This is a genomic window from Priestia sp. YIM B13489 (assembly GCF_042787645.1).
Taxonomy (GTDB): domain Bacteria; phylum Bacillota; class Bacilli; order Bacillales; family Bacillaceae_H; genus Priestia; species Priestia megaterium.
Genome location: NZ_JBHZOQ010000036.1, coordinates 98,895 through 121,581 on the forward strand (window position 1 = coordinate 98,895; position 22,687 = coordinate 121,581).

The 22,687-nt window shown below is 39.5% G+C and carries 23 protein-coding genes and 2 pseudogenes; 14 read left to right on the plus strand and 11 right to left on the minus strand.

What is annotated here, in order from left to right:
- Nucleotides 1-439: 439 nt before the first annotated feature.
- Nucleotides 440-2,095, plus strand: coding sequence for a M14 family metallopeptidase (locus ACFX4W_RS02380; RefSeq protein WP_043981145.1), 1,656 nt, complete (start codon nt 440-442; stop codon nt 2,093-2,095).
- 45 nt (nt 2,096-2,140) lie between these two features.
- Here the strand turns inward: ACFX4W_RS02380 and ACFX4W_RS02385 are convergent.
- Together ACFX4W_RS02385 and ACFX4W_RS02390 are read right to left on the minus strand one after the other, a co-directional pair.
- A pseudogene (locus ACFX4W_RS02385) lies at nt 2,141-2,494 on the minus strand (SDR family oxidoreductase); the annotation flags it as partial.
- Between the two features lie 345 nt (nt 2,495-2,839).
- Nucleotides 2,840-3,178, minus strand: coding sequence for a YflT domain-containing protein (locus tag ACFX4W_RS02390; protein WP_043981149.1), 339 nt, complete (start codon nt 3,176-3,178; stop codon nt 2,840-2,842).
- Nucleotides 3,179-3,400: 222 nt separating this feature from the next.
- Between ACFX4W_RS02390 and ACFX4W_RS02395 the strand changes: the two genes are divergently transcribed.
- Together ACFX4W_RS02395 and ACFX4W_RS02400 are read left to right on the plus strand one after the other, a co-directional pair.
- Entirely contained in the window at nt 3,401-4,270 is an 870-nt protein-coding gene (locus tag ACFX4W_RS02395) for an SDR family oxidoreductase (RefSeq protein ID WP_043981151.1), read from the plus strand.
- Nucleotides 4,271-4,301: 31 nt separating this feature from the next.
- Nucleotides 4,302-4,526 (plus strand): hypothetical protein, encoded by a 225-nt coding sequence (locus tag ACFX4W_RS02400; RefSeq protein ID WP_043981153.1) that lies wholly within the window; start codon nt 4,302-4,304, stop codon nt 4,524-4,526.
- A 41-nt stretch (nt 4,527-4,567) separates the two neighbouring features.
- Here ACFX4W_RS02400 and ACFX4W_RS02405 read toward each other — a convergent pair whose 3' ends face one another.
- On the minus strand, nt 4,568-5,425 hold the full coding sequence (locus tag ACFX4W_RS02405; protein ID WP_043981155.1) for an STAS domain-containing protein: 858 nt from the start codon (nt 5,423-5,425) through the stop codon (nt 4,568-4,570).
- Nucleotides 5,426-5,591: 166 nt separating this feature from the next.
- Between ACFX4W_RS02405 and ACFX4W_RS02410 the strand changes: the two genes are divergently transcribed.
- A complete protein-coding gene (locus ACFX4W_RS02410) occupies nt 5,592-6,533 on the plus strand; it encodes a magnesium transporter CorA family protein (protein ID WP_025750842.1) in 942 nt (313 codons plus the stop codon).
- 46 nt (nt 6,534-6,579) lie between these two features.
- Here ACFX4W_RS02410 and ACFX4W_RS02415 read toward each other — a convergent pair whose 3' ends face one another.
- The 3 genes from ACFX4W_RS02415 to ACFX4W_RS02425 all read right to left on the minus strand — a co-directional run bounded on the left by ACFX4W_RS02415 (nt 6,580) and on the right by ACFX4W_RS02425 (nt 8,547).
- A complete protein-coding gene (locus ACFX4W_RS02415; protein ID WP_155660409.1) occupies nt 6,580-6,882 on the minus strand; it encodes a hypothetical protein in 303 nt (100 codons plus the stop codon).
- 17 nt (nt 6,883-6,899) lie between these two features.
- A complete protein-coding gene (locus ACFX4W_RS02420) occupies nt 6,900-7,202 on the minus strand; it encodes a hypothetical protein (protein WP_028409496.1) in 303 nt (100 codons plus the stop codon).
- 133 nt (nt 7,203-7,335) lie between these two features.
- Nucleotides 7,336-8,547: an AGE family epimerase/isomerase gene (locus ACFX4W_RS02425; protein ID WP_043981158.1), complete on the minus strand. Its 1,212-nt coding sequence runs from the start codon at nt 8,545-8,547 to the stop codon at nt 7,336-7,338.
- 345 nt (nt 8,548-8,892) lie between these two features.
- Here ACFX4W_RS02425 and ACFX4W_RS02430 point away from each other — a divergent pair, with 345 nt between their 5' ends.
- From ACFX4W_RS02430 to ACFX4W_RS02440, 3 genes are all read left to right on the plus strand, one after another.
- Entirely contained in the window at nt 8,893-10,227 is a 1,335-nt protein-coding gene (locus ACFX4W_RS02430) for an SH3 domain-containing protein (RefSeq protein ID WP_043981160.1), read from the plus strand.
- A gap of 454 nt (nt 10,228-10,681) precedes the next feature.
- Nucleotides 10,682-12,325, plus strand: a complete 1,644-nt coding sequence (locus tag ACFX4W_RS02435) for a sensor domain-containing diguanylate cyclase (RefSeq protein WP_052500333.1) — start codon at nt 10,682-10,684, stop codon at nt 12,323-12,325.
- 17 nt (nt 12,326-12,342) lie between these two features.
- Nucleotides 12,343-13,854: a methyl-accepting chemotaxis protein gene (locus ACFX4W_RS02440; RefSeq protein ID WP_052500334.1), complete on the plus strand. Its 1,512-nt coding sequence runs from the start codon at nt 12,343-12,345 to the stop codon at nt 13,852-13,854.
- A gap of 200 nt (nt 13,855-14,054) precedes the next feature.
- Here ACFX4W_RS02440 and ACFX4W_RS02445 read toward each other — a convergent pair.
- Nucleotides 14,055-14,495, minus strand: a pseudogene (locus ACFX4W_RS02445) (hypothetical protein); the annotation flags it as partial.
- A gap of 527 nt (nt 14,496-15,022) precedes the next feature.
- The gene (locus ACFX4W_RS02450; protein ID WP_016764987.1) at nt 15,023-15,235 is read right to left on the minus strand and encodes a cold-shock protein; all 213 of its coding nucleotides are present in this window, start codon (nt 15,233-15,235) and stop codon (nt 15,023-15,025) included.
- Between the two features lie 232 nt (nt 15,236-15,467).
- On the opposite strand from ACFX4W_RS02450, the gene ACFX4W_RS02455 reads away from it, so the two are divergent.
- The 4 genes from ACFX4W_RS02455 (at nt 15,468) to ACFX4W_RS02470 (ending at nt 18,935) form a co-directional block, all read left to right on the plus strand.
- The gene (locus ACFX4W_RS02455) at nt 15,468-16,337 is read left to right on the plus strand and encodes an STAS domain-containing protein (RefSeq protein ID WP_013058183.1); all 870 of its coding nucleotides are present in this window, start codon (nt 15,468-15,470) and stop codon (nt 16,335-16,337) included.
- 379 nt (nt 16,338-16,716) lie between these two features.
- Nucleotides 16,717-17,871 (plus strand): ParM/StbA family protein, encoded by a 1,155-nt coding sequence (locus ACFX4W_RS02460; protein ID WP_043981162.1) that lies wholly within the window; start codon nt 16,717-16,719, stop codon nt 17,869-17,871.
- 15 nt (nt 17,872-17,886) lie between these two features.
- Nucleotides 17,887-18,594: a hypothetical protein gene (locus tag ACFX4W_RS02465; protein WP_043981164.1), complete on the plus strand. Its 708-nt coding sequence runs from the start codon at nt 17,887-17,889 to the stop codon at nt 18,592-18,594.
- 185 nt (nt 18,595-18,779) lie between these two features.
- Nucleotides 18,780-18,935: a hypothetical protein gene (locus tag ACFX4W_RS02470; protein ID WP_162488940.1), complete on the plus strand. Its 156-nt coding sequence runs from the start codon at nt 18,780-18,782 to the stop codon at nt 18,933-18,935.
- A 1-nt stretch (nt 18,936) separates the two neighbouring features.
- Here ACFX4W_RS02470 and ACFX4W_RS02475 read toward each other — a convergent pair whose 3' ends face one another.
- Both ACFX4W_RS02475 and ACFX4W_RS02480 read right to left on the minus strand, forming a co-directional pair.
- The gene (locus tag ACFX4W_RS02475) at nt 18,937-19,248 is read right to left on the minus strand and encodes a hypothetical protein (RefSeq protein ID WP_043981166.1); all 312 of its coding nucleotides are present in this window, start codon (nt 19,246-19,248) and stop codon (nt 18,937-18,939) included.
- Nucleotides 19,249-19,472: 224 nt separating this feature from the next.
- On the minus strand, nt 19,473-20,000 hold the full coding sequence (locus tag ACFX4W_RS02480) for a cupin domain-containing protein (RefSeq protein WP_016764982.1): 528 nt from the start codon (nt 19,998-20,000) through the stop codon (nt 19,473-19,475).
- A 276-nt stretch (nt 20,001-20,276) separates the two neighbouring features.
- Between ACFX4W_RS02480 and ACFX4W_RS02485 the strand changes: the two genes are divergently transcribed.
- From ACFX4W_RS02485 to ACFX4W_RS02495, 3 genes are all read left to right on the plus strand, one after another.
- Nucleotides 20,277-20,465 (plus strand): hypothetical protein, encoded by a 189-nt coding sequence (locus ACFX4W_RS02485; protein WP_013058178.1) that lies wholly within the window; start codon nt 20,277-20,279, stop codon nt 20,463-20,465.
- 241 nt (nt 20,466-20,706) lie between these two features.
- Nucleotides 20,707-20,883, plus strand: a complete 177-nt coding sequence (locus tag ACFX4W_RS02490; RefSeq protein ID WP_223260221.1) for an aspartyl-phosphate phosphatase Spo0E family protein — start codon at nt 20,707-20,709, stop codon at nt 20,881-20,883.
- Nucleotides 20,884-21,131: 248 nt separating this feature from the next.
- Complete coding sequence (locus ACFX4W_RS02495) at nt 21,132-21,521, plus strand: MerR family transcriptional regulator (RefSeq protein WP_025750854.1); 390 nt, start codon at nt 21,132-21,134, stop codon at nt 21,519-21,521.
- An 80-nt stretch (nt 21,522-21,601) separates the two neighbouring features.
- Here ACFX4W_RS02495 and ACFX4W_RS02500 read toward each other — a convergent pair whose 3' ends face one another.
- Nucleotides 21,602-22,657: an NAD(P)-dependent alcohol dehydrogenase gene (locus ACFX4W_RS02500; RefSeq protein ID WP_043981170.1), complete on the minus strand. Its 1,056-nt coding sequence runs from the start codon at nt 22,655-22,657 to the stop codon at nt 21,602-21,604.
- Between the last annotated feature and the right edge of the window lie 30 nt (nt 22,658-22,687).

The window sequence follows — 22,687 nt, forward strand, 5'->3', positions numbered from 1 at the left end:
AGCGCAATACAAGCTCAAGGAAATCCTGATTTTTATAGCAGTTCATACATAAAAAAGAGGCTGGAACAAACGTATGTTAGCTGAAATGAAAAATGAACCATTGATCAACATGTTTGATTAGAGGTACATTTTTTTGTTATGGCGAACGGAGATTTCATTTGTTTCATTCCTTCTAGCAGTTGATTGAAGGGGAAGGATCCTGCGGGAAAAGCGGTTTAGATCATTTACCTTGATTGGTCGTCTTCATATTGAGTTGGTTTTGCTATGTCCTAATCTCTTTGTTATAAAACCGCACTCGTCTCCTATATTAAAATAGTCAAAAAGGTTCAGCTCCCTTATCTTGAAGTTATTTCCTTAAACGGTATAATTATTTATGTAACATTTTAAATATTTTAAAAATTTAAAATGTCTAACCAAGGGGATGGGGAGGAGTAAATGAATGAAAAAAACAGTAAAACGAACGGCCGTGCCAGCTCTTTTGTCGATTGGATTATTGCTGTCGCCGCTTGCGGTACAAGCTGAGATGCCTTATTACGGAAAAGACTATAGCCAGCCGGAAAAAATTAAAGCGCTTTATCCGGAAATAAAGGTGAATGAAGCCACGCCGGCATTTCTGAAAGGACAAGAAGCCTTTACGACTCAAGAAGAAATGATGAGCTATGTTCAAAAGCTTGCTCATAAAAGTCCGTACGTAAAGCTGAAGATTATCGGTAAATCACAGCAAGGACGAGACATTCCGGCTCTGTATTTTTCAAAGGAAAAGAAATTTGCGGATGGAAAAATATCCAAAAAACCAACGATTTGGCTTCAAAGTCAGATTCATGGTAATGAACCGGCAAGCGGTGAATCCGTACTCGCCGTTGCGACGCGTTTGACAGAAGACTTTGGAAAAGATGTGCTAAATAAAGTGAACATCGTCATTGTGCCGCGCATTAATCCAGACGGATCTTATGCATTCAAGCGTCAGCTAGCAAATAATTTAGATGGAAACCGCGACTACATAAAGCTTGAAAGCCCGGAAGTGCAGAGCGTACGAGCTGAATTTAACCGTTTTTCACCAGAAGTTGTCATCGACGCTCATGAATATACGCCTTACAGCAGCGGGCTTAAAAATATCGGTAAAGAAGGCGTGTGGAAGTATCACGATATTTTACTGCAGTCCGGTCGAAACTTAAATATTCCGCAGAACATTCGAGACGTGTCTGATGAGCTGTTTGTGAACAGCACGCTTACAGCCATTGAAAAGCAAGGATATTCAGGAGAAGTATACTATACGTCTCAAGTGAACAAACAAGGGCAGCTTGAAGTGGAAGAAGGCTCAGTTGAACCGCGGATCGGACGAAATTCACTAGGCTTGTATCCATCGTTTTCATTTTTAGTCGAAAGCAGAGGGATCGGTATTGGACGAGAAGATTTTCCGCGGCGAGTGAGTGCCCAAATTGCTACGCAAGAAAAGCTGATTACGCAAACAGCCGCTCATGCGAAACAAATTAAAGCGCTGATTGCAAAAGAAAAAGCGGCGCTTGTCAAAAAAGGAAAAAATGCAAATGACCGTGATCCAATTGTTGTGAACAGTGAAAATAAAAAAATACCAAACTCGACGTTAGAAATGGTTGATGTGGAAAGCGCGTCTGTTAAAGACATTCCTGTGACGTACTACAGTGCAAAGAAAGCTACGCCGACGCTTGTCCGCGAACGTCCGACTGCTTATATTTTAAAGCCAGGACATGAAGAGTTAGCAGCGAAATTGCAGGGACAAGGAGTAAAGGGCTTCAAGTTAACGAAAGAAACGGTTCTTTCAGTAGAAGCGTATAGTGTTAGCAGCCGCATTGAAAATGAAGCCTACGAAAACAAACCAAATGTAGACGTGCAAACAATCGTGAAGAAAAAAACGGTGACGTTCCCAAAAGGAAGCTACGTCTTTTTAACATCTCAGCCGCAAAACAATTTATTGTCTCTATCACTTGAGCCGGAATCTGTGGACAGCTTCACAACGTTTGGGTATTTGCCTTCAGAGGTAGGACAAGAACTTGATGTTTACCGCTTTACGCGTTCTATTGAAAAATCGCCTTTGCAAAAAGAATCCCGTAAATAATGAAAAAGCGTGGAGCTTGGCTTCACGCTTTTTATATTGAGATTTTTAAGAAGAAACCCACTCTCCGCCGTTTAGATGCAGCGTCTGCCCCGTGACAAACCGTGAGTCGTCGCTTGCGAGGTACACGTAGGTTGGAGCAAGTTCAAACGGCTGCCCTTGGCGCTCCATCGGATTGTCCACTTGCGTTACATGATCAGCTGAAAAGCTTGCTGGAATGAGCGGTATCCAAATGCGTCCCGGCGCTACGGCGTTTACGCGAATGCCGTCTTTAATCACGCTATTGGAAAGCGCACGAGTAAAGCCAACAATGGCTCCTTTAGTTGCCGTATAGTCAATTAACTGTTCATAGCCTTTATACGTCAAAATTGAAGCGGTATTAATAATGGATCTGCCGCTTTTAGAACCTCGTCCTCCTTTTTATGTAAACCCTCGCTATGAAAAGTATCTGCCTGTTTTATAGTACAGAGAGCCCTTTTGCATGAAGGGCTTTTAAATTGGCATTCTCTTTTATTTTCCTCGTGATTGCTCACGTGATTCATGACGGTTTTTTCTTCTTCTAGAGAGGAAATAAATAAAAAAGCCGATTAATACAAGAAACGTGATAAGCAAAATACTAGTAGGAAAATAAAGAGAGCCTATCTGAATTCCCAAATAATTTAACATCGTTATAACTTCCTTTCTTGATAGACAATGGTTTATTTTACTAAATACCCTTATAAGCTGATAAAAAACGTTTTCGCTATTTTAGTAGGGAATTGATTGACTCTGTGCGCCAATAACCACGATATGTCCTTGTTTCATTTCTTCTTTATAGCGGTTTGCTTCTTGATTGGATAAGCCGAGCGAAGCCATCTTTGAAAGAAGCTCATCTTCTCTTGAAAGAAGTTTATTTACCGCCGTTTCAAACATACCTTGCTCTGCCATTCTGTACTTTTTTGTATGTGTTGCCTCCGTTAAATTCTGAGCCCATTCTTTATCGTAGGCCAGCAAATAAATATCTTTGCTTGTAAATCCTTTCTTTAAAAAAGAACGGATGACGCAGGCTGCCTCCTCTTGGTTTTCTGCTACTTGAATGTGTTTCATACACGAACCAAACCTCCTGATAAAAGATATTTCTGAAATACATCTTCTACTCATTCTGTAGCCTTTGTTTCCAACTTTAAACTTGTTTTCTATGAATTTTCTAAGATAGTAAAAGAGAATAGAAACATCATAAATTTTTTAAAAAAGATGTTTGAACTTCAAAACAGAAGGCTAAACCTAGACTATACTAAAAAGTTCCATCAAAAATAGGAGGAGATTAAAATGAATTTACAAGATCAACAAACACAAGGCCAGCCCCAACAAACGCAAGACCGCCAGCCGGGTATCGAAAGTGAGATGAATCCTCTCCCTATTTATGAGGATGACAATTACATTGGTACAGGAAAATTAAAAGGAAAGGTAGCGCTAGTTACCGGGGGAGACAGCGGAATTGGACGAGCTGTATCCATTGCTTATGCGAAAGAAGGAGCGGACGTAGCCATCGTTTACTTAAACGAACATAGCGACGCCGAGGAAACAAAATCCCGCATTGAAGAAGAAGGTGTAAGATGCTTGCTGATTGCAGGAGACGTAGGAGACGAATCGTTCTGTAACGAAGCGGTAGAAAAAACAGTAAGTGAGCTTGGAAAGCTTGATATCCTTGTGAACAATGCAGGAGAGCAGCATCCAAAAGAAAGCATTAAAGAAATTACAAGTGAACAGCTTGAACGAACGTTCAAAACGAACTTTTATTCATACTTTTATTTTACGAAAAAAGCGCTTGATTATTTAGGAAAAGGCAGTGCGATTATTAATACAACGTCAATTAATCCTTACCGCGGAAATCCTCAGCTGATTGATTATACGGCGACAAAAGGTGCAATCAACGGCTTTACGCGCAGTATGGCGCAAGCGCTTGTCAAAGATGGCATTCGCGTTAACGCTGTAGCGCCGGGTCCGATCTGGACACCGCTTATCCCGTCTACTTTCTCAGGTGATAAAGTAGGAGAATTCGGTACAGATACGCCGATGGGCAGACCTGGGCATCCTGTGGAGCACGTAGGCTGCTATGTGCTGCTAGCTTCAAATGATTCATCTTATATGACGGGTCAAACGCTTCATGTCAACGGCGGAGATTTTATGAACACATAATTGCTTCACCTATAGTAGAGGAGGAGAAAAGATGGGAGAACGCCAGAAAAGATCTATTTCAAATACATCAAAAAAAAGAGATGAAACGGAACAGCGTGTAACAGATCAAGACGAAACGTTATTTGAACGTTTCAAAGAAGAAGAAACGGTCGATCCTATGCCGTTGGAAGATATAAGACTTGAACAAAAAGAAGAGAAAAATAAAACGAAAACGAAAGATGAATCAGGTTCTGAAAACATTCATCATAGAAAATAAAAAACAGCCTTTCGGGGCTGTTTTTTGTTTGTATCCCTATATTAATGAGTGCTAGAAGCAATTACAATTTTTGAATCATCTTCCAATGCCTGAGCAAGGTTCGATTTAATTCGTATATGCTCAAAATTTAAACCAAGCTGCATCGCAGTAGTGGCTAATTCAGGACGAATGCCCGATAAAATCGATTTAACGCCGATTAAATCAAGCGCATTTATCAGCTGAAACAGCTCGTGCGCGACCATTGTATCGATCATCACAACTCCTGACAAATCAATATACAAATGAGCGATTTGTTTTTCTGCACACTGTTTTAACGTGCTTTCTAGGATCATTTTGGCTCTTGCTGTATCAATATCGCCGACTAACGGTAAAAGAGCAACGTCTTTTTTAATCACAATAACAGGTGAACTTAATTCATGAATCATTTCCTGCTGAGAGCGGAGGCGGTTTGAGGCATATTCCTGCGCTTCTGTAATGAATTTCAAAATAATAATATCAAATACCCTTATTACTTTTTCATTCCATACATCGAGGTGCTGCTGAGTAATGTCATCATGAAGTTCTGCAAACCGGCTAATATACTCACAGTATTGTTTGCGGACGTTCATAAATTCTTTAATAATACTTTGAATGGAGGTTCTGAGATGCTGTTGGTCTTTGGCAACTTTATTTAGCCACGTGTTAAAAGATTCAAAAAAGCTTTTTTCATCTTCTATAAAGACGTTGCTAATATATAAATGAAATTCATAGTTTTGCGCTTTTAAGCGTTGAATGACGTCAGGGTCATTAGAGGTATATACGCCTTCAGACGATTTTTTGTCCAAAGATTCATACCATTCTTCCGTCATATTAGGTGCACTTTCTAGCAGATAAGAACGTAAAGCGATATCTTTCTTCACTGTTATTCTCCTCTCAAACTGATAAAGCATCGCGCAGGTGCGCAACGTATTTATTATAGCACCTTTTTTATAAAGATGTATATGAAATGTATGTTTATTTTGTATGTTAGGTTTTAAATGATTGTATATAGGGAAAAATTCTAATAAAAGGGGAAAGAGGGAAAGTATGAATACTGTGACGAACGATCAGTGGAAATGGTATCAGTTTGATTTAGAAGAAGCAGACGGAATAGCTGATATAATCAAAGAATATCAGTATCCAAGAGATGAATGGTTTTGTCAGCAGCTTCAAAAGAAAAATTCTAATCATATTCAAGTAGATGTAATAGGAGAAAGTGAGCTCATTTATGGTTCACTGATTTATCATAAGGAGTCGTTTGATCAAAAAAATTACGATTCGTTTCATTTTTATATTACCGAGGAGTTTATTATAACGGCAGGAATCGATTTGAAAATCCTCGAGAACACCAATCATGAACGAATGATTGAACGCATGAAGCAGTCTGCTAACACGGCGGAAAGTTTTTTTATTCTTTTAGGCGAAATTATGAAAAAACATTTAAATGGGTTTGATCAGTTTGAAAGTCATTTCAGAGAGCTTCTGTGGGAAGTGCGCCATAATAATAACATCGACGTGTTAGATGAAATTCACAAAGCGCGGTATGACCTGCTTATATGGACAAATTTAATCAGTTCTGTTCGAGAAGTCACCATGGGAATAGAAGAAGCGTTTCATAAAAAAATTAACCAAACGGTCGAATATCAGCGGATGTGTAAAAAAATTGAAATTGGCTTAACGCTGATTGAACAATATCAAAAAGAATTTGATGCGTTAATTAAATTAGAAGAAGTTGTGTCTACTCATCGAGGAAATGAGATTATGAAAGCTTTAACGCTGCTGACGGCAATCAGTACGCCTTTAACGGCTTTTGGAGCTCTTTGGGGAATGAACTTTAAAGGGATGCCGGAGCTTGATTTGAAGTTTGGCTATATCTATGCACTCATTTTAATTGTCCTTTCGACCGTGGCCATTTATCTCTATTTACGAATGAAAGGGTGGACGGGCGATCTGTTAAAAGGAAGAAAAAAGAATTCATTTTTTAAATAATCTTTAATAAAAGCAGCCGCTTAATAAGCGGCTGCTTTGTTGTCTGTTATCCTCGCCTCCACGTCGTAGGCTCACCTGAACGAAGGCATCTTGGAAATAAATCGTTTTCTTTTAGCTTTACTTGATTGCCGTTTTCGTCGGTATAGCGACCGGTTTGCGGAACCAATTCTCCGGTTGAAAAGGCGTCATCTACAGGCTTCCACGTCGTTGATTCACGTGTGTGCGGGCAAGGTGTAAAAAGATCATCTTTTTGAAAGAGTTTAATTTCACCTTCTGCACAAACGTAAGCGCCCGATTCTGGTACAGCTTCACTCGTTCGATAAATGTTCTGTACGGTCTTCACACGCATCCAACCTTTCTTTTTGATTAGTTGTATTTTAGTGTTCCGGTCGTGGCGTCCATGTACGTACGGTCTTCTATAATATCTGAGTCGTCTAGCTTTCTAAAAGGAGCGCAGTAGCATACAACACCCGTCTCAATTTCAATTTCTTGAAATCCGTACGCACGGCAAAGGTATTCACCGACAGCACTTGGAGATGGATGCGTATCCAACTCATCTAATGCTTCATTAAACATTTCTAAAAATTCTTTTTTCGAAAATTGCTTCTCATGGTGCAGTGTTACTGGATCTCCAGAATCTGTTCCTTGTGCTAACGCGTAAAAATACATCGTCCTCACTCCTTGCATATATATAGTCGAGCTTTTTCTAAAATGTGTAAACAATGATTGTTAGTAAGTAAATTCCCTTAAATAAAAGAAATAAACGCATTTGGAAGAAAACGGTTTCTTCATGATCATTCTCTCAAAGAGAATTCAGTGCTATCAGCGTTTGATAGCAAGCTGCCACAGGGTGATAATCGGCTTTAGGAGCCGGGCTTTTTTTCGAGCTGTAGCGTTCGTTTTGCTGATTTAACAGCTGATACCAGCCTCCATATGTGTGATCGATAAAGTGTTTCTGACAGTAGGAGAACAGGGCATCGTATGCTTTCCAATATCCGCTGTCTCCGGTTTTTACCCCGAGCAGTGAAGCCGCAGAAATGGCTTCAGCCATCACCCAGTAGTTTTTATCCCGGTCAATGACCTCTTCTTGAGGCGACAGCGCAAAGTAAAGACCTCCGTACTTAGCATCCCAGCCTAGGTTCCAGCCCTTATCAAACAAATCTTTTGCACGTTCTATCATCCAGTTTTCCGAACGGTGCCGATCAAGCCATAAAAGCAGCTTGCTCCATTCAAACTGATGTCCTGGTATAAAGCCGTACGGACGAAATTCATCTTTTGTATTGTTTTTATTGTAGTCCCAATCTGGCTGCCAGTCTGTATCATAGTGCTCCCAAACCATGCCACCAGATCGTTCAGCAAGCTGCTGAGTAACGCCTTTTGCAAGCATGTACGCTCGGTCTAAGTATTTTTTATCTCTTGTTGCTTCAAAGGCAGAAAGCATCGCTTCACACATATGCATATTTGCATTTTGGCCGCGATATAAAGAAGAAGCCGACCACGATGCGTCCCATTCGTCTCGGTAAAAGCCGTGCGCATCTTCCCAAAAGTACTTTTCCGTCACGTCATATACCTGTTCAATTGTTTCTTTTGCTTCTGAAATGCCGGCTTGATATGCGATGGAAGAAGCTAAAAGAGCAAAAGCGTGCCCATATGCTTGTTTAGAATGATCTTTTACTTCTCCGTCATCGGCTATTTCAAAAAAATACCCGCTGTGCTCTCTATCATAATGGCTGTTTTGTAGAAAACGAATGCCGTGCTGAGCTGCTTCTTTGCACCAATCCGGTCCGTCTAAAAGAGCCCCTACACTGAAGATATAAATAAAGCGCGCCGTACTTACCAAGTGCTTTGAATGCGTGTTGTTGACGGTACCGTCGTCGTAGTATTCATGGATATACCCGCCGTTTTTCTTGTCAATACAAGCGGGATAGTAGAAATGAAGCGTATCAAAAATATGCTGTTTTAATGTGTGAGGTTCTCGAAACGCAGTTGAGGAAAAATCCGTTGCCGTGTCCATTTTATCACCATCTCAATCTTTGTTTTTAGTTGTTTTTTACCCTAAGCAGTTGGGCGTAAACGTAAGGGTTTTTTTGCTGTTTCTGCTCTATTATTCTATTTTTGTTGAAAATGTATCAGTTTGGAAACAAGTTTGAAATATTTTGATATACTTTTGATACGATTATCCGGTATTCTAAAAGTACGTGCTAGCTGGAACGAAGTAATGATAAGCCTCTAGACGTCGAATAAATTTACTTAATGTTGTTTAGTTAAGGTTGAACTTAAACATCGGATCCTGTTTTCACTTAACCTATTAAACTAGCAGCATATATTTCTATTATATTTTGCAAATGAGGTATAAAAAATGACAGAAGCGAACAAACAAAGATTTTACAAAAAATTAGCGGTAACAGGTCTTGCTTTTACACTTGTAGGGGCAGGAACTCTAGGTCTTCATTCTTCACATTTTACGGGTGAGCCAACTGTAGCAAGCGCAGCGGCGGAAACATATACAACAACGGCGAATTTAAATATTCGAAGCGGCCCATCGACGTCCAACGCGATTATTGCAACAGTCAAACAAGGCACGCAGCTAACGGTAGTTGGACAAGCAGCAAGCGGCTGGCTGAAAGTAAGCTATCAAGGCAAAACGGGTTACGTAAGCAGTGAGTATGTTAAAAAGTCAGCGAGTTCAACGACCAAAACCTATGTAACAACAGCAAATTTAAATATTCGAAGCGCTCCCTCAACGTCAAGCGCGATTGTTGTAACGGTCAAACAAGGCACGCAGCTAACGTCGACAGAACAAGCAGCGAACGGCTGGCTAAAAGTAAGCTATCAAGGCAAAACGGGCTATGTGAGCACGCAGTACGTAAAGGAATCAACGGGTTCTTCTGAACCGGCTCCAGCTCCTACTCCGGCGGCTTCTGTCTATGTGGCGACAGCGAATTTAAATGTTCGAACAACTGCTTCAACTTCTGGTGCGGTTATCGCAACACTAAAAGCCGGCACACAGCTCGACGTAACGGCTAAAGCAGCAAACGGCTGGCTGAAAATTACGTATCAAGGTAAGGTTGGCTATGTAAGCGGTCAATACGTACGAGCATTAGCTGGTATGAAAGTGGTTTCGAACCCTGAAAGCATACAAGTTGTTGTGAATAAACAAAACAAGCTTCCGGAAAACTACGTTCCGAAAGATTTAGTATATACAACGATTCCATTTACATTCAAAGAACAAACGGAAAAGAAAAAAATGCGCAGTGAAGCAGCCGCTGCTATTGCACAGTTATTTGCAGGTGCGAAAAAACAAGGCGTTACGCTTCTTGGCGTATCAGCTTACCGTTCACATGCAACGCAAAGCGCGCTTTTTAGTTCGTATGTTCAAAGAGACGGTTATGATAAAGCGGCAACTTATAGCGCATTGCCAGGCACGAGTGAACACGAAACGGGTCTTGGAATTGATGTAACAAAAGGAGACGGCACATGTGCTGCTCAAGACTGCTTTGGCGGAACTAAAGAAGCAACTTGGCTCGATGCCCACGCAGCAGAATACGGATTTATTATTCGTTATCCAAAAGGAAAAGATGCGGTGACCGGCTATAAATATGAACCGTGGCATTTGCGATATGTAGGCAAACCAGTGGCGCAGGCGATTAAGAGTAAAGGCATTACGCTTGAAGAATATTACGGAATTAAGTAGTTTAAAAAAGAGCCTAGAATAAAAGCAGTTTAGTTGAAGGAAGATCCGAACGCGTTTGATTCTTGATAGAGAATCAAACGCGTTCGGATTTTTTATTGTTTTGATGAAGGTAGGTTTCATATATGCAGGGACTTCTAAGTGCTGAATAGAGGGCAAGGCTCATTGGCCGCCAGCAAAAAAATTAACAGCGTTGGAACAAGTGATTCATACTAGCTGCTTTATCCCATTTGTTCGTTTTTAGATTGGATGGATGTAGGTATGCCTCAATCTCTTTTATTTTTGTTCACCATGTTTACCCTTCTTGTAAAGGAGGGTAGGTAATGATACAAAAGAACTACTGTTTGTACATTTAAAGTTGTGTTTGTGTGTGAAAAGATCTAGTGTATATTTCATACAGAAGTGTAAAGTACAGGGGGCGTTCATCTGTGAAAAAACGAAGGAGATCCATCCTACCATGTTGAAAGATCATATGTTTGAATTTTATTTTGATCAAATGAATGAGCTGGTTTTTTTAGCGGAAGTAAAGAACCAACATCTTTATTATAAAAAAATGAATAAAGCGGCTGCTAAGCTTATACGGTGCCAAGGAGAAGCGGGCATGCGGCTAGAAAGCGTACTCCCTGAGCGAACGTATCGCTCCCTTTACCCTTACTATATGAAAGCAATGGAAACAAAAAAGCCAGTTACCTACCATGACATAAATACCTTCTTAGATGAAGCTGAAGCGTTTGAAACAACGCTTACTCCAATTTTTGATGATGCCGACAATAGTACGCACCTATTAGTGATGAGTAAAAATATCCAGAAGTTAAAAAAAGAATTAGCCCAAAGCATGGAGCAGTATAAATCGCTTTTTATGAACCATGAAAACGCTATATGCATGATGGATTTAAGCGGTAAAATTGTTCAAGCAAATCCTGCCTGTGAGCAAATGTTCGGCTACGATGCGCAGGAGATCATCAACAGTTCTTACAGGCAGCTTCTAGAAAAACTGAAGATTGACGCACGTGCTTTGCCTTTTCATCACATCATATACGACCAAAGCTACAGCAAAGAAATCCAAGCGTGGCACAAAGAAAAAGGAAAGATTTATTTATATGTTACAAACGTGCCCATCATAGTGGAAAATGAATGGATTGGTATTTACTTGATTGCTCAGGACATTACACAGGAAAAGACAGCTGAAATAAAGTTGGAAAACACGGTGAAAGATTTAGCAAACATGAAGTATGCCCTTGATGAGTCTGCTATCGTAAGCGTCCTGGATCCGTATGGAACGATTATGTATGTAAACGATATGTTCTGTACGATATTCGGCTATGAAAAAGAAGAGCTAATTGGACAATCATATGAACTGTTTGATGTAAGCTATGACCCTCGGATTCTTGAAAGTATTGGACAAGGAAAGGTTTGGAGAGGGCAAGTCAAAAGCATAACAAAAGAAGGCGTCATCGTGTGGAGCCATAAGACGATTGTTCCGCTGACCGATATTCATCATCGCATCTCAAGCTACGTGCTGATTCAAACCGATATTACTGCACAAAAAAAGCTGGAAAATCAGCTGAAGTTTAAGGCATTTCATGACAGTTTAACGGGGGTGCCGAATCGAATGATGCTGCAAAAACAAGTACAGGCTGCGATTGAGCAAAAAGAAAGGTTTGGCCTGCTGTTTTTAGACTGCGATAATTTTAAAGAAGTGAACGATCAATTTGGCCATGATATTGGCGATGCATTTTTAATTCAGTACGCACATCGTTTAACGTCTTGCATTCGCGCATGTGACGAAGTATATCGCCTTGGAGGCGATGAATTTGTTATCTTGCTTCGGCAGATTGAAAGGTGCGAGGAAATACAGCAAATCATTGAACGAATTCACGGAGAGCTTCAAAAAGAATGGAGTATTGAATCCTGCATCTTTACAGCTACATCGACCATTGGAGCCGCTTATTATCCAGAAAACGGAGAATCGTTTCAAGAGCTGTTAAAACAGGCGGATCAAGCGCTGTATGAAGGAAAACGACAGGGGAAAAATAACGTGAATTTCTATAAAAAAAACCAATCTGCAGCCGATTCTATAGATAAAGGAAGTATTGTCTAATATAGAAAGGGATAAACATGGATAAACATAAATTAATGGTTGTTTTATCAAGCGGAGCAGTGACACTTTCTCTGCTCATACATATCATTCATCGTATTTGGCCGGTGCGTATGTCCGGCATGTCCATGGAACATAATTCAACGCCAGGCGAAGTGTCCATGATCTTTTTGATGCTTCCTATTCTTTTTCTTGGTGTGCTGCTTGTGCTGTACGTTAAAAAGCATGAGCTAGTATCTGCGTTTGTGACGCTAACGCTGACGTTTTCAAGTATCAGCACGGTTGTAGGGGGAGGAGGAATGGTCGAGTATCACTTTTCAATTTTTATGGTGATAGCTATTCTTTCCTACTATGAAAATGTAAAGCTGTTATTGTTAATGACAGGTATTTTTGTCATCGAGCATCTAGCTGGATTTTTCGTGCCAATTTTTACGCCGATTATTTTCGGAACGTCTTCTTATTCCTTTTCGATGCTTTGCCTTCACGCGGCTTATCTGCTTTTTACATCAGGGGCAACCGCTTGGCAAATTACTTCAAAGAAAAAATACACAGAACAGCTTCATCAGGAAAATGAACAAAAGCAGCATATCATTTATGACATGATGAAAAAACTGCATGAAACGAATGGGCAGGTAAGACAAACGGTTGACAACTTAAAGGGGAATTTAGAAGAATCAAAAACGGCTAGTCACCATACGTCTGCTTCAATGCAAGAGCTAGCCGCAGGAGCTGAGCAGCAGGTAATAATGGCTCAAAAAAGCAGTGAGTTTCTAGAAGAGATGACGCAAGGCGTAACCAAAATAGCTGAGGCTTCAGCGGCAGTCAGCGAAGCTTCTGATCAAACAGCAAATGAAGCCGTGCAGGGAAAAGGAAAAATTCAAGAAGCAATTCAACAAATTCATACAATCGATTCTTCTGTTCAGCATGCAGCTAGCGTTATTCATCAGTTAAAAGAACGTTCTGCGGAAATCAACGATATTATGAGTGTGATTTCAGGCATTGCTGTACAAACAAATCTACTGGCGCTAAATGCTGCAATTGAAGCAGCGCGCGCAGGCGAACATGGTAAAGGGTTTGCGGTCGTAGCAGCGGAAGTTCGCAAACTTGCCGAACAATCCAATCAGTCAGCTGAACAAGTAGCAAGGCTCATTCAGCATATTCAGCAAGAAACGTCTCAAGCCGTAGCATTCATTCAATCAGGAACAGCCGATGTAAAAAACGGTATTTTACTAGCCAACGAAGCGGAAAATGTTTTTAATCGAATCGCCGACGCATCTGCCTACGTTCACGAGCAAATTGAGCAAACGGCTGCTTTTGCTCAGCAAATAGCAGTCGGATCTACGCAGGTGCTCCATGCCGTCAGCGATATGACCGCTTTTGCCAATCAATCGGCTGCAAGCAGCAGGGGCATTTCTTCTGCTTCCGTGCGTCAGCTGCAATCGCTGCAGATCATTGGCCAGACGGCGGAATTTTTAAGTGGGTTAGTTGAAGAGCTTGGCAGCGTAACGGAAAAGTTAGCGAAGCAAGCGTGAGTGAGGCAGCAGACTACATAGAAGTACATGATTTGATACACTGAATTAATGCTATAAATCTACTAAATAATTATGTACATACAAACGCTTAAAAAGTTTCTATGGACCTTTAGATCACTAATGTTCATATCAATCCCTTCCTTTAGAAAGATGAAGCCATCTAAAAAGAGGGGATTGATGCTTTTGTCTAAAAGCTAGTGTTAGTTATTTGTTGGAGAAGGAAATCTCGCTGCTTCAAAATGCGAGCCATTTTCTGATGTGACGATTGTACCAGCTATGCTGCTTTGAACAAAAACTTCAACGCGATCTCCAGCTTCTAAATTGTAAATAGTAGACACGGATACCGCATTAACAAACGGTGTGTCCCCGCCAAAGAAATCGTTATCGATAGCGATAGCGGTTGTCCCATTTACACGTATTTCTATACGAGTTCTATAATCTAGCATCTGGTCGTTAGGAGAGAATCCAATTGTAGCAATGATGGAATATACGCCATCTTTTTTGGGGCGGAAGGTAGAAGTAATCGGATTATATTCATTTGCTAAATCAAATTGTTCAGTTGGAAAAACTGCTTTCACAAACGTATTTGCAGGAACATTTTGAGGCATCGTTAAATTAAGCGCTCTAAATGCTGACTCCCGCGTGCTTCCTTTTTTGCCTTTATCTTCTTTATATCTAGAAGCCCCATCATGTGATTCCTCATAGAAATCTTCTTCGCGTTCATACATCCAAACTTGTGATTCTTCAGAGCTATCTTCTTCACGTCCATAAGCCCAGCCGCGTGCTTCCTCAGGGGCATCTTCTTGAAGCTGCTCTTTCTTATTGTTAAGGGAAGCTTCGCGAGATTTCTTCTTGTAAGGATAAGATTTTTCTACATAATATTTGTCATCTTTATCATTGTAATTGAAATAATACTTTTTTATAATAATCACCCTTTCTTTGCAGTACTCTATACTGTATTCACTCGTAGAGGAAATGTTTGGATACTTGTCCGCCAACTTTAGAACTGTTTTTTTAAAATAGCTAATAGTAACTAATTTTGAATGTAGAATTAGTTGCATTATACAAAAAAACACCTCTTTCGAACAAAAGGCGAAGAGGTGTTTTTGAGTTCGAAAAGTATTTGATTCGACAGTCTACCCATAACCTGTATGTAAATGTCACTCTATCAGTCAACTGGGTGTACTTTTATAGCGCTGGGTCCTTTAGCTCCTTCTTGAATTTCAAACTCTACTTTTTGTCCTTCTGCCAGGTTTTTATATTCCTCACGGTCGATCGCATTGGAGTGAACGAACACTTCTTTTGATCCGTCTTCGGGTGTAATAAATCCAGATCCTTTTGATTCGTTGAAAGATTTAACGGTTCCTTTATGTTTGCTCATTGAAAAAGCCCCCTTATAAGTATAGAAATAAATTCATAGTAGTTTTTTACCCAAACCCTGAAATTTCAATCCCATTATGGCAGGTATACTGATTAGAAGAATAGGGGTGAAAGTAAATAGGGAGGGCCTAACAATTTTTTTATTTCGGTTATATTTTTATATTGTATGTGATATAACTATTGTTATAAAATGTAATCGTTAATTCTGCTAACTAAAGGAGATAAAGAAAAAAATGAGGGATGAGTTGTTATATATAGGGAAGAAAATTATCGATAATAAGCAGGAATTAGCGATACAATTTTCTGATCTGATGGACTCTGAATATAAGCGGAAGCTGGTTTACCACGAAGAAAGCGAAGTTTTAAAATGGAGAGCAGAACTCATTGAGTATTTAGGCGAGTCGTTATTCGAGGAGCGCTCGGTCGTTTTAAAGAAAATCGTTCAGTGGGGTACAGATATAGGAAAAGTGGCTGTGGAAAACGGACTTTCTTTGAGTCAAACGTTAAAATCACTTGCGCTGTTTCGAACAGTGATATGGGGTGTTTTTACAGAAGAGCTGCAGCAGAAGCAGTTTGCTCCTATTACGATGCTTGATGTAAGTAAAAAAATTGATCCGATGCTTGATCAGCTTAATCATATATTTGTCGAAATCTATGAAGAACATAATACGGAGACCATAAAACGCGCTTATGCAGCGCTAGAAGAATTATCAGTTCCCATCGTTCCTCTTTCTGAAGGAATCGCTGTGATGCCAATCGTTGGACAAATTGATACGCATCGTTCGCAGCTTATTATGGAAACGGCTTTAGAAAAAAGCGCTCAGCTGCAGCTGAGTTATTTAATATTTGATATTTCAGGTGTTCTTATCGTCGATACGATGGTAGCGGACAATATTTTTCAAATTGTAAAAGCCTTACAGCTTATCGGCACTAAAACGATGATTACCGGAATACGTCCGGAAATCGCGCAAACCGTTGTGGATTTAGGCGTGGATTTTGGAACAATCAAAACAAGAGCGACGTTAGAAAAAGGTCTTGAAGAAATAGGCTTTAGTAAACTGCCAGAAAATCCGCAAAGAAAAAAAGACAAATGGCGTTATTAATAAATAAAAAAGCCCAGAGGCTGAGACAAAAATATTTTAGTTAACGTTAAATCCGAACTATTAATCTGAGTGATGGTTCGGGTTTTTTTGTTGTTAGGGTGAACATAGGTTTCATGTATGTGGCTGCTTCTAGCTGGTGATTGAAGGGCTTATATTGCAAAAAAATAAGGGAAAGTCACAGCGTCACATGTTACATTCCTTGTAAAAAGGGGTACTGGTAAAAAGAAGCATTCCAAGTGCTTTTCAATTATATTAGCCGTCTAAAATTAATTAATTGTCAATTTCGAATAACATAAATTATTTAAATACTTAGACAAACAAATGAGGAAAATATATACTTATTAGTGTTGTCACGAAAAGATAAAGGGGAGAAACAAGGATGGATATCAAACGTCAAAACGTTGATTTTGGTAACTCAATTTTTCAAACGCTAGTGGATGGTTATTACTATGAAATTCCTACAAACGTAGTAGAAATCACAAAAAATCAGGCAGAGGGTCATTTTCCTTCAAGTGTAAATGAACCGGAATTACTTCTTCAAAATTTACTGATTTCTACAACAATCGAAGGAGTAGAAAAGTATTATTTAGTAGGAGACGCAGCAGAGAAACACGTGCTAGGCAATATCCATATTAATAAGTTACATAATAAAACTGAATCCGATATTCCTTATGTGATGTTTTTAGCTTCAGTTGCTTATTACAACATACTTAAAGGAAAAGACAAAGAGGATAATCATGTGACGATTAATTATTTCTCGACTATGCTTCCGATTTGGCTGCTTAAGAAAACAAATAAATTCAGTGAAATGCAGCAGAAGATGGCCGAACGTTTTCAAGGAGAGCACACGGTTACGGTATTGACTCCTGGATTAGAAAAAACGCTCACTGTGAACATTGAAACGAGCAAATGCCGTATTGAAAGTGAAGTTGCTCGCTGGGCGATCAAAAAAGATTTTGAATTACAAGATAGAGAAGAAGCAAATGCATTCAAACATTTTGAAACGCTAATTGTAGATTTGGGCGGAGGCACGGTTGACCTTGCGCTTCTTCCTGCAGGACTTCAAGCTCCTAAAAGCAGAAATTCGCTGAAGTGTCTTACGGATATTTCATATTTGAAGCATATTGAAAAGCTAAGAAATGAAAAACTGCTTGAGTATTTTGATGATGTTCGTTCATTAGAAGAGTTTATTATTGCTAATATCCATAAAGCAAAAATGGAGCAAAGAGACGGCAATAGCGGGAAAAAAGTAGATCTCACGGAGCCTATTCACGCTTCGCTTAGAGAATACACGCAAATTTTATTAACGAAAATTGAAAATCTATTTCCATCGCCAAAAGATAAAGTCTATAAATATATTTATATTGGAGGACTGGCTCCTATCCTTCAACAGTTTATTGCAGAGCAGATTGATAACATGTACGGGGAAGAAATCAGAGAAGAAAATCATCTTTTCTTGCCGGAGACGCGCAAATTAAATTTATACGGTCTTGAAATTTTAAGCAGACATGAAACAAACGCAGTTCACGTTTAAAAAGGGGGAGCATATATGAGTCATCAAAACACTCGCCTTAAGGAAGCACTAGATGATTGGTACGGTCAGCTAAGCTCCCAAATGGCTGCACCGTTTTACTTACTATCAAATGCGTTTCTGACAGCTGGCAATCTATCAGCAGATATGATGGGAGCAAGGGAAAAGACCGTAAGTAATAGAGATGAAGGTGCAAATTTCACAATCGACACTGCTGACATTCCGTCAGAAGTGTCTTCATTTCTGAAAGAAAAACAGCAGGCAAACGAGCTGCAGGACTATGTAGTAAGACTCATCCAGCAAGACTTGCAAAAAATGAGCAAAGAAAATGAAGTGGAGACGTTAGTTTATTCACTTCGAAAAGAGCTGTTGGGCGAAATTGACTTACTAAAAAAAGAAATGAATTCACGTCTTGCTGCAAATCGTGAGGAGTATGAGGCCTCGCAGGCAAAGGAACTTCAGGATTATGTAGCGAAGCTTGTGGAACAAAACGGGCAGAAAGACAGCCGGGAAGAAGATTTTCAATCGTTAATTCATTCATTGAGAGCCGAGCTGTTAGGCGAAATTCATTTGCTTAAAAAAGAGCTGGGCTCTGCGTCAGCTCCTTCCTATAAGCAGCTGAAACCCGTTGAAAATGAGGAAGAAGAAACATTTAAAGAAGGTCAATTAATTAAAAGTGAAAAAGTGACCGGAACCATTCAAGAAGATATCGATGTAGATTTCTAAACAGAAAGTAGAGGTGTAATATGCCTCTACTTTTATTATTTTTCTATTAAACATGAGGACGGAACAAAAGTGTTTTAGGTGAAGGAAGGTCCGAACGAGTTTGATTCTTGATTGTGAATCCAACTTGTTCGGCTTTTTATTGGTATGCTGAATGTAGGTTTCATGTGTTTAAATGCTTCTAGCTGTTGATTGGAGGGCAAGGCGAAGACTCCTGCGGGAAAAGCGGAACAGGTGAGACCCCGCAGGAGCGCAAACGACGAGGAGGCTCATCGACCGCCCGCGGAAAGCGAAGCCTTGCACGGAAATTAACAGCGGTCCAATGTAAAAGCTTTAGCGTATAAATCATAAAACTCTTTTGTTTCTTTTTAGCTTTTTTCGAAAGTATAAGCACATATCAAATGTAGCGATGGTACAAATACTGCACTTTATCATAAACCAAAATAGTGATTCGTTTATGCCAAATCCGCCAATGGAAGCTTTTAGTTCATTTAGCTGCCTGAGAATTAAATTTGTATCGTTTTCATAGGCCACAGTAAAAGATTTAATCACAAGCATGGTCATAATGACTGCTTCTACAGATATATATAGAATTTTTCTTGCTAGTTTAAGAGAAGGATGTACGTTTGATTTGGGAATTTTATAAAAAATTTTCATCGCCTGTTTGCCTTTCAGTTATTTTAAGCGGTTTAAAAAGATTAGTTTATTCTATAATTCTTTCCTTGGCTATAAAATCCTGTATGTATAGCAAGTTTAAAAAAAGCCCGCTAGAAAAGGTCATACACCGATTTTCTAGCGGGCTTCTTTAGTCGACATTCATCTATTCACTTAGTATTAATCCTGAACAAGCGTTCCAATCCTGCATAACGTTCTGCTCATTTTTAATGTTCTTCAGCCAGAGCGTTTGCTTTTGTCACATGAACCGTACCAAATGGGTGGTTTGGGGGAGCGTATATGGAGTAAAGCTTTAGCGGAGTGGTACCCGTATTGGTGACATCATGCCACGTTCCGGCAGGGATAAATATCGCATCGTCATCGTAGACTTTTCGTTTAAAGGTTAGATTGTTTTTACTTTTGCCCATTTGAACAACGCCTTGCCCTTGTTCAATGCGCAGGAATTGATCAACGTTAGGGTGGATTTCTAAGCCGATATCTTCACCGGGCTTAAGACTCATTAGCGTCACTTGTAAATGTGTTCCCGTCCATAAAGCAGTGCGGTACGTATTGTTTTGCTTTGATGCTTCATTAATGTTAATAACAAACGGCCTTGGTCCGTAGTCCTTTAATTTACCGTTTCTTTGCTGAAACTGTTCGCTGGTGTGATAGTGATTCGGCACATAATAACTATATGGCTGCCACCCGTAATACACTGGAGTCTGCCACTGATGATAATAAGGTGTATAGTGCATACTCATTCTCCTTTTCTCGTTTAATTTTTCTTTTCATCCTATGCTTTTGTCAAAACGGTTGATACCATTTGCTTTTTTGTCCGCGGTCTTTATCTACTTATTTTTTACTAAAATCATGTGATTAATGATTTATCTGAGCTCTTTGTCTGTTTTTTCGGTCGTTAAAAAATACTTTCATCACTTTAATACGATAATTCAGTAAAAAATATATCGTATGAAAACGTTTTATTTGATATAATTTTAGAAGATGAAAATTATTTTAAAGGGTGACGTTCATTGAAAGAAAAAAAACTTCAAGAATTAACTGAACATCTTAATAATTTATTCAACAATTTAATTCATGGATCTATCACAGAAGGTGAATTTAATGAGCTGTCCGAAGAGCTTTACAGAAAGCAAACTAGGCTGCGCTATGAGATAGAGTGTGAGAAAGGTTCGTATTATAGAGAATATTTTAGAGGCTAAGGCTTTGTATTAGACTGTTTTATAAGAAATAAGAAAAGGCCTCCATTAGGAGGCCTTTTTTTAACTTCTAACAGAAAGTGGAGTGATACTTTCTATTTCAATAAATATATTAGTATATTTACTTCATAAAAAATACAACTGTTGAAGCTATAAAACTCGCTATTCACCCCCAAAAACCTGTATGATAGGTTTAAGATTACCGCATATGAGATATATGTATAGTAAAAAGGGGTGATGAGCTGTGAAGTGGTATAAAGGAGTTGTCATGCAAGTCTTAATGACAGAAATCGAAACAGCAAGAGAGCACATGGTTATGTTAGGACTTACAGAAGGTCTTACAAGTCGTAATACAGTTCGAATCAGTCAAACCCTTGATTATTTATTAAATGAACTAAGTAAAGTGATGGCCGCAGATTAATCGTATTTTATATAAAAATGAAAAGAGCTGCTGACTTCACGGCAGCTCTTTATAAGTTGCCTTAACGTTTACTTTAATGTTTATGATACTATTTATACAGTTACCTCATAGTAAAGAAAATAGCGGAATCTCTTATATATATTGTATAGTAGAAACCTAGAAAAAGAGTTGAAAGCACCCGTAAAAAGGGAAGCTTAGGTACATAAAGCAAACGCCGCACTAAGAATGGCGATGGAGGGTATAGTGGAATGGAATATCATATTAAAGAGGCCGCTGCAAAGGTAGGGCTGCCTACGCATACGCTTCGATACTACGAACAGCAAGGGCTTTTACCTTTTATAAAAAGAGATGAGAACGGAAATCGTATTTTTAGCGAGTCCGATATCGAGTGGTTAGAATTTATTATTTGCTTACGGAAAACGGATATTGCCCTTTTAGAATTACGTAAAATTGTTGAATTAACACAAGAAGGCGATGATACAATCGGTTTGCGCAAGCAGATATTTGAAAAGCATAGAGAGAAAATGATGGAAAAACAAAGAGAGCTGGACGCAGCTTTTAGAAAAGTGGAAACGAAAATTGATTACTATGATAAATTAGAACAAAAGTATCAGGAAGAGCTTTCATCTAAAGCCTAATTTATCGGTTGTTTTTCGTATTTTATAAAGAAATAAAAAGCGGGCAGCTCATCCAATTAGCTGCCCGCTTTTTTCTAAATTTACAGTGTAGAAATGTCAATAACAAATCGATAGCGAACATCGCTGCGAAGAACGCGCTCGTACGCTTCATCTACTTGCTTAGCATCGATAACTTCAATCATAGGAGCAACGCCGTGTTCAGCCGCAAAATCAAGCATTTCTTGTGTTTCACGAATGCCGCCTACAAGTGAACCAGCAATGCTGCGACGTCCCGTGATAAGTGAGAATACGCTGTACTGATCTGGGTTAGCCGGTGCGCCAACGTTAACAAGCGTTCCATCTACGCGAAGTAATGATAAATATTGATCCACATTCAGGTTAGCCGATACTGTGTTTAAGATAAGGTCAAAGCGACCCGCTAATTCAGTGAATGTTGTCTCATCACTTGTTGCAAAATAGTGATCTGCGCCAAAGCTTAGAGCTTCTTCTTTTTTATTGTTAGAACGGCTCAATACCGTCACTTCAGCACCCATTGCATGTGCAAATTGAATCGCTACATGTCCAAGACCGCCCATTCCCACGATCGCCACTTTTTTGCCAGGGCCAGCATTCCAGTGCTTTAACGGAGAAAATGTTGTAATACCTGCACATAGAAGGGGACTTGCTGCATCCATACTTAACTTATCAGGAATACGAACAACGAATCCTTCTTTTACGACGATTTTTTGGCTGTAGCCGCCGTATGTAGGATTTCCGTCATAATCCAACGAATTATACGTTTGAACAACGCCTTTTGTACAGTATTGCTCGTCACCGTTCACACAGTACTCGCACTCTCCGCAAGAGTCAACGAAACATCCCACGCCAACGCGATCGCCAACCTTGTATTTTGTTACGCTTTCTCCAACCGCTTCAACTACTCCCGCGATTTCGTGACCAGGAACCATTGGGAATATTCCGCCGCCCCACTCATTAAATGCACTATGAATATCAGAGTGACAGATACCGCTAAACTTAATATCAATTAAAACGTCGTCTGCTCGCAGTTCTCTGCGTTCGATTGTCGTGTTCTCGAATTTTGCCTTTGCATGCGGCGCACTTAAAACACGTGATGTTGTTGTATGTTGATTACACATAAGTAAAAACACAATCCTTTCGTCATTTGA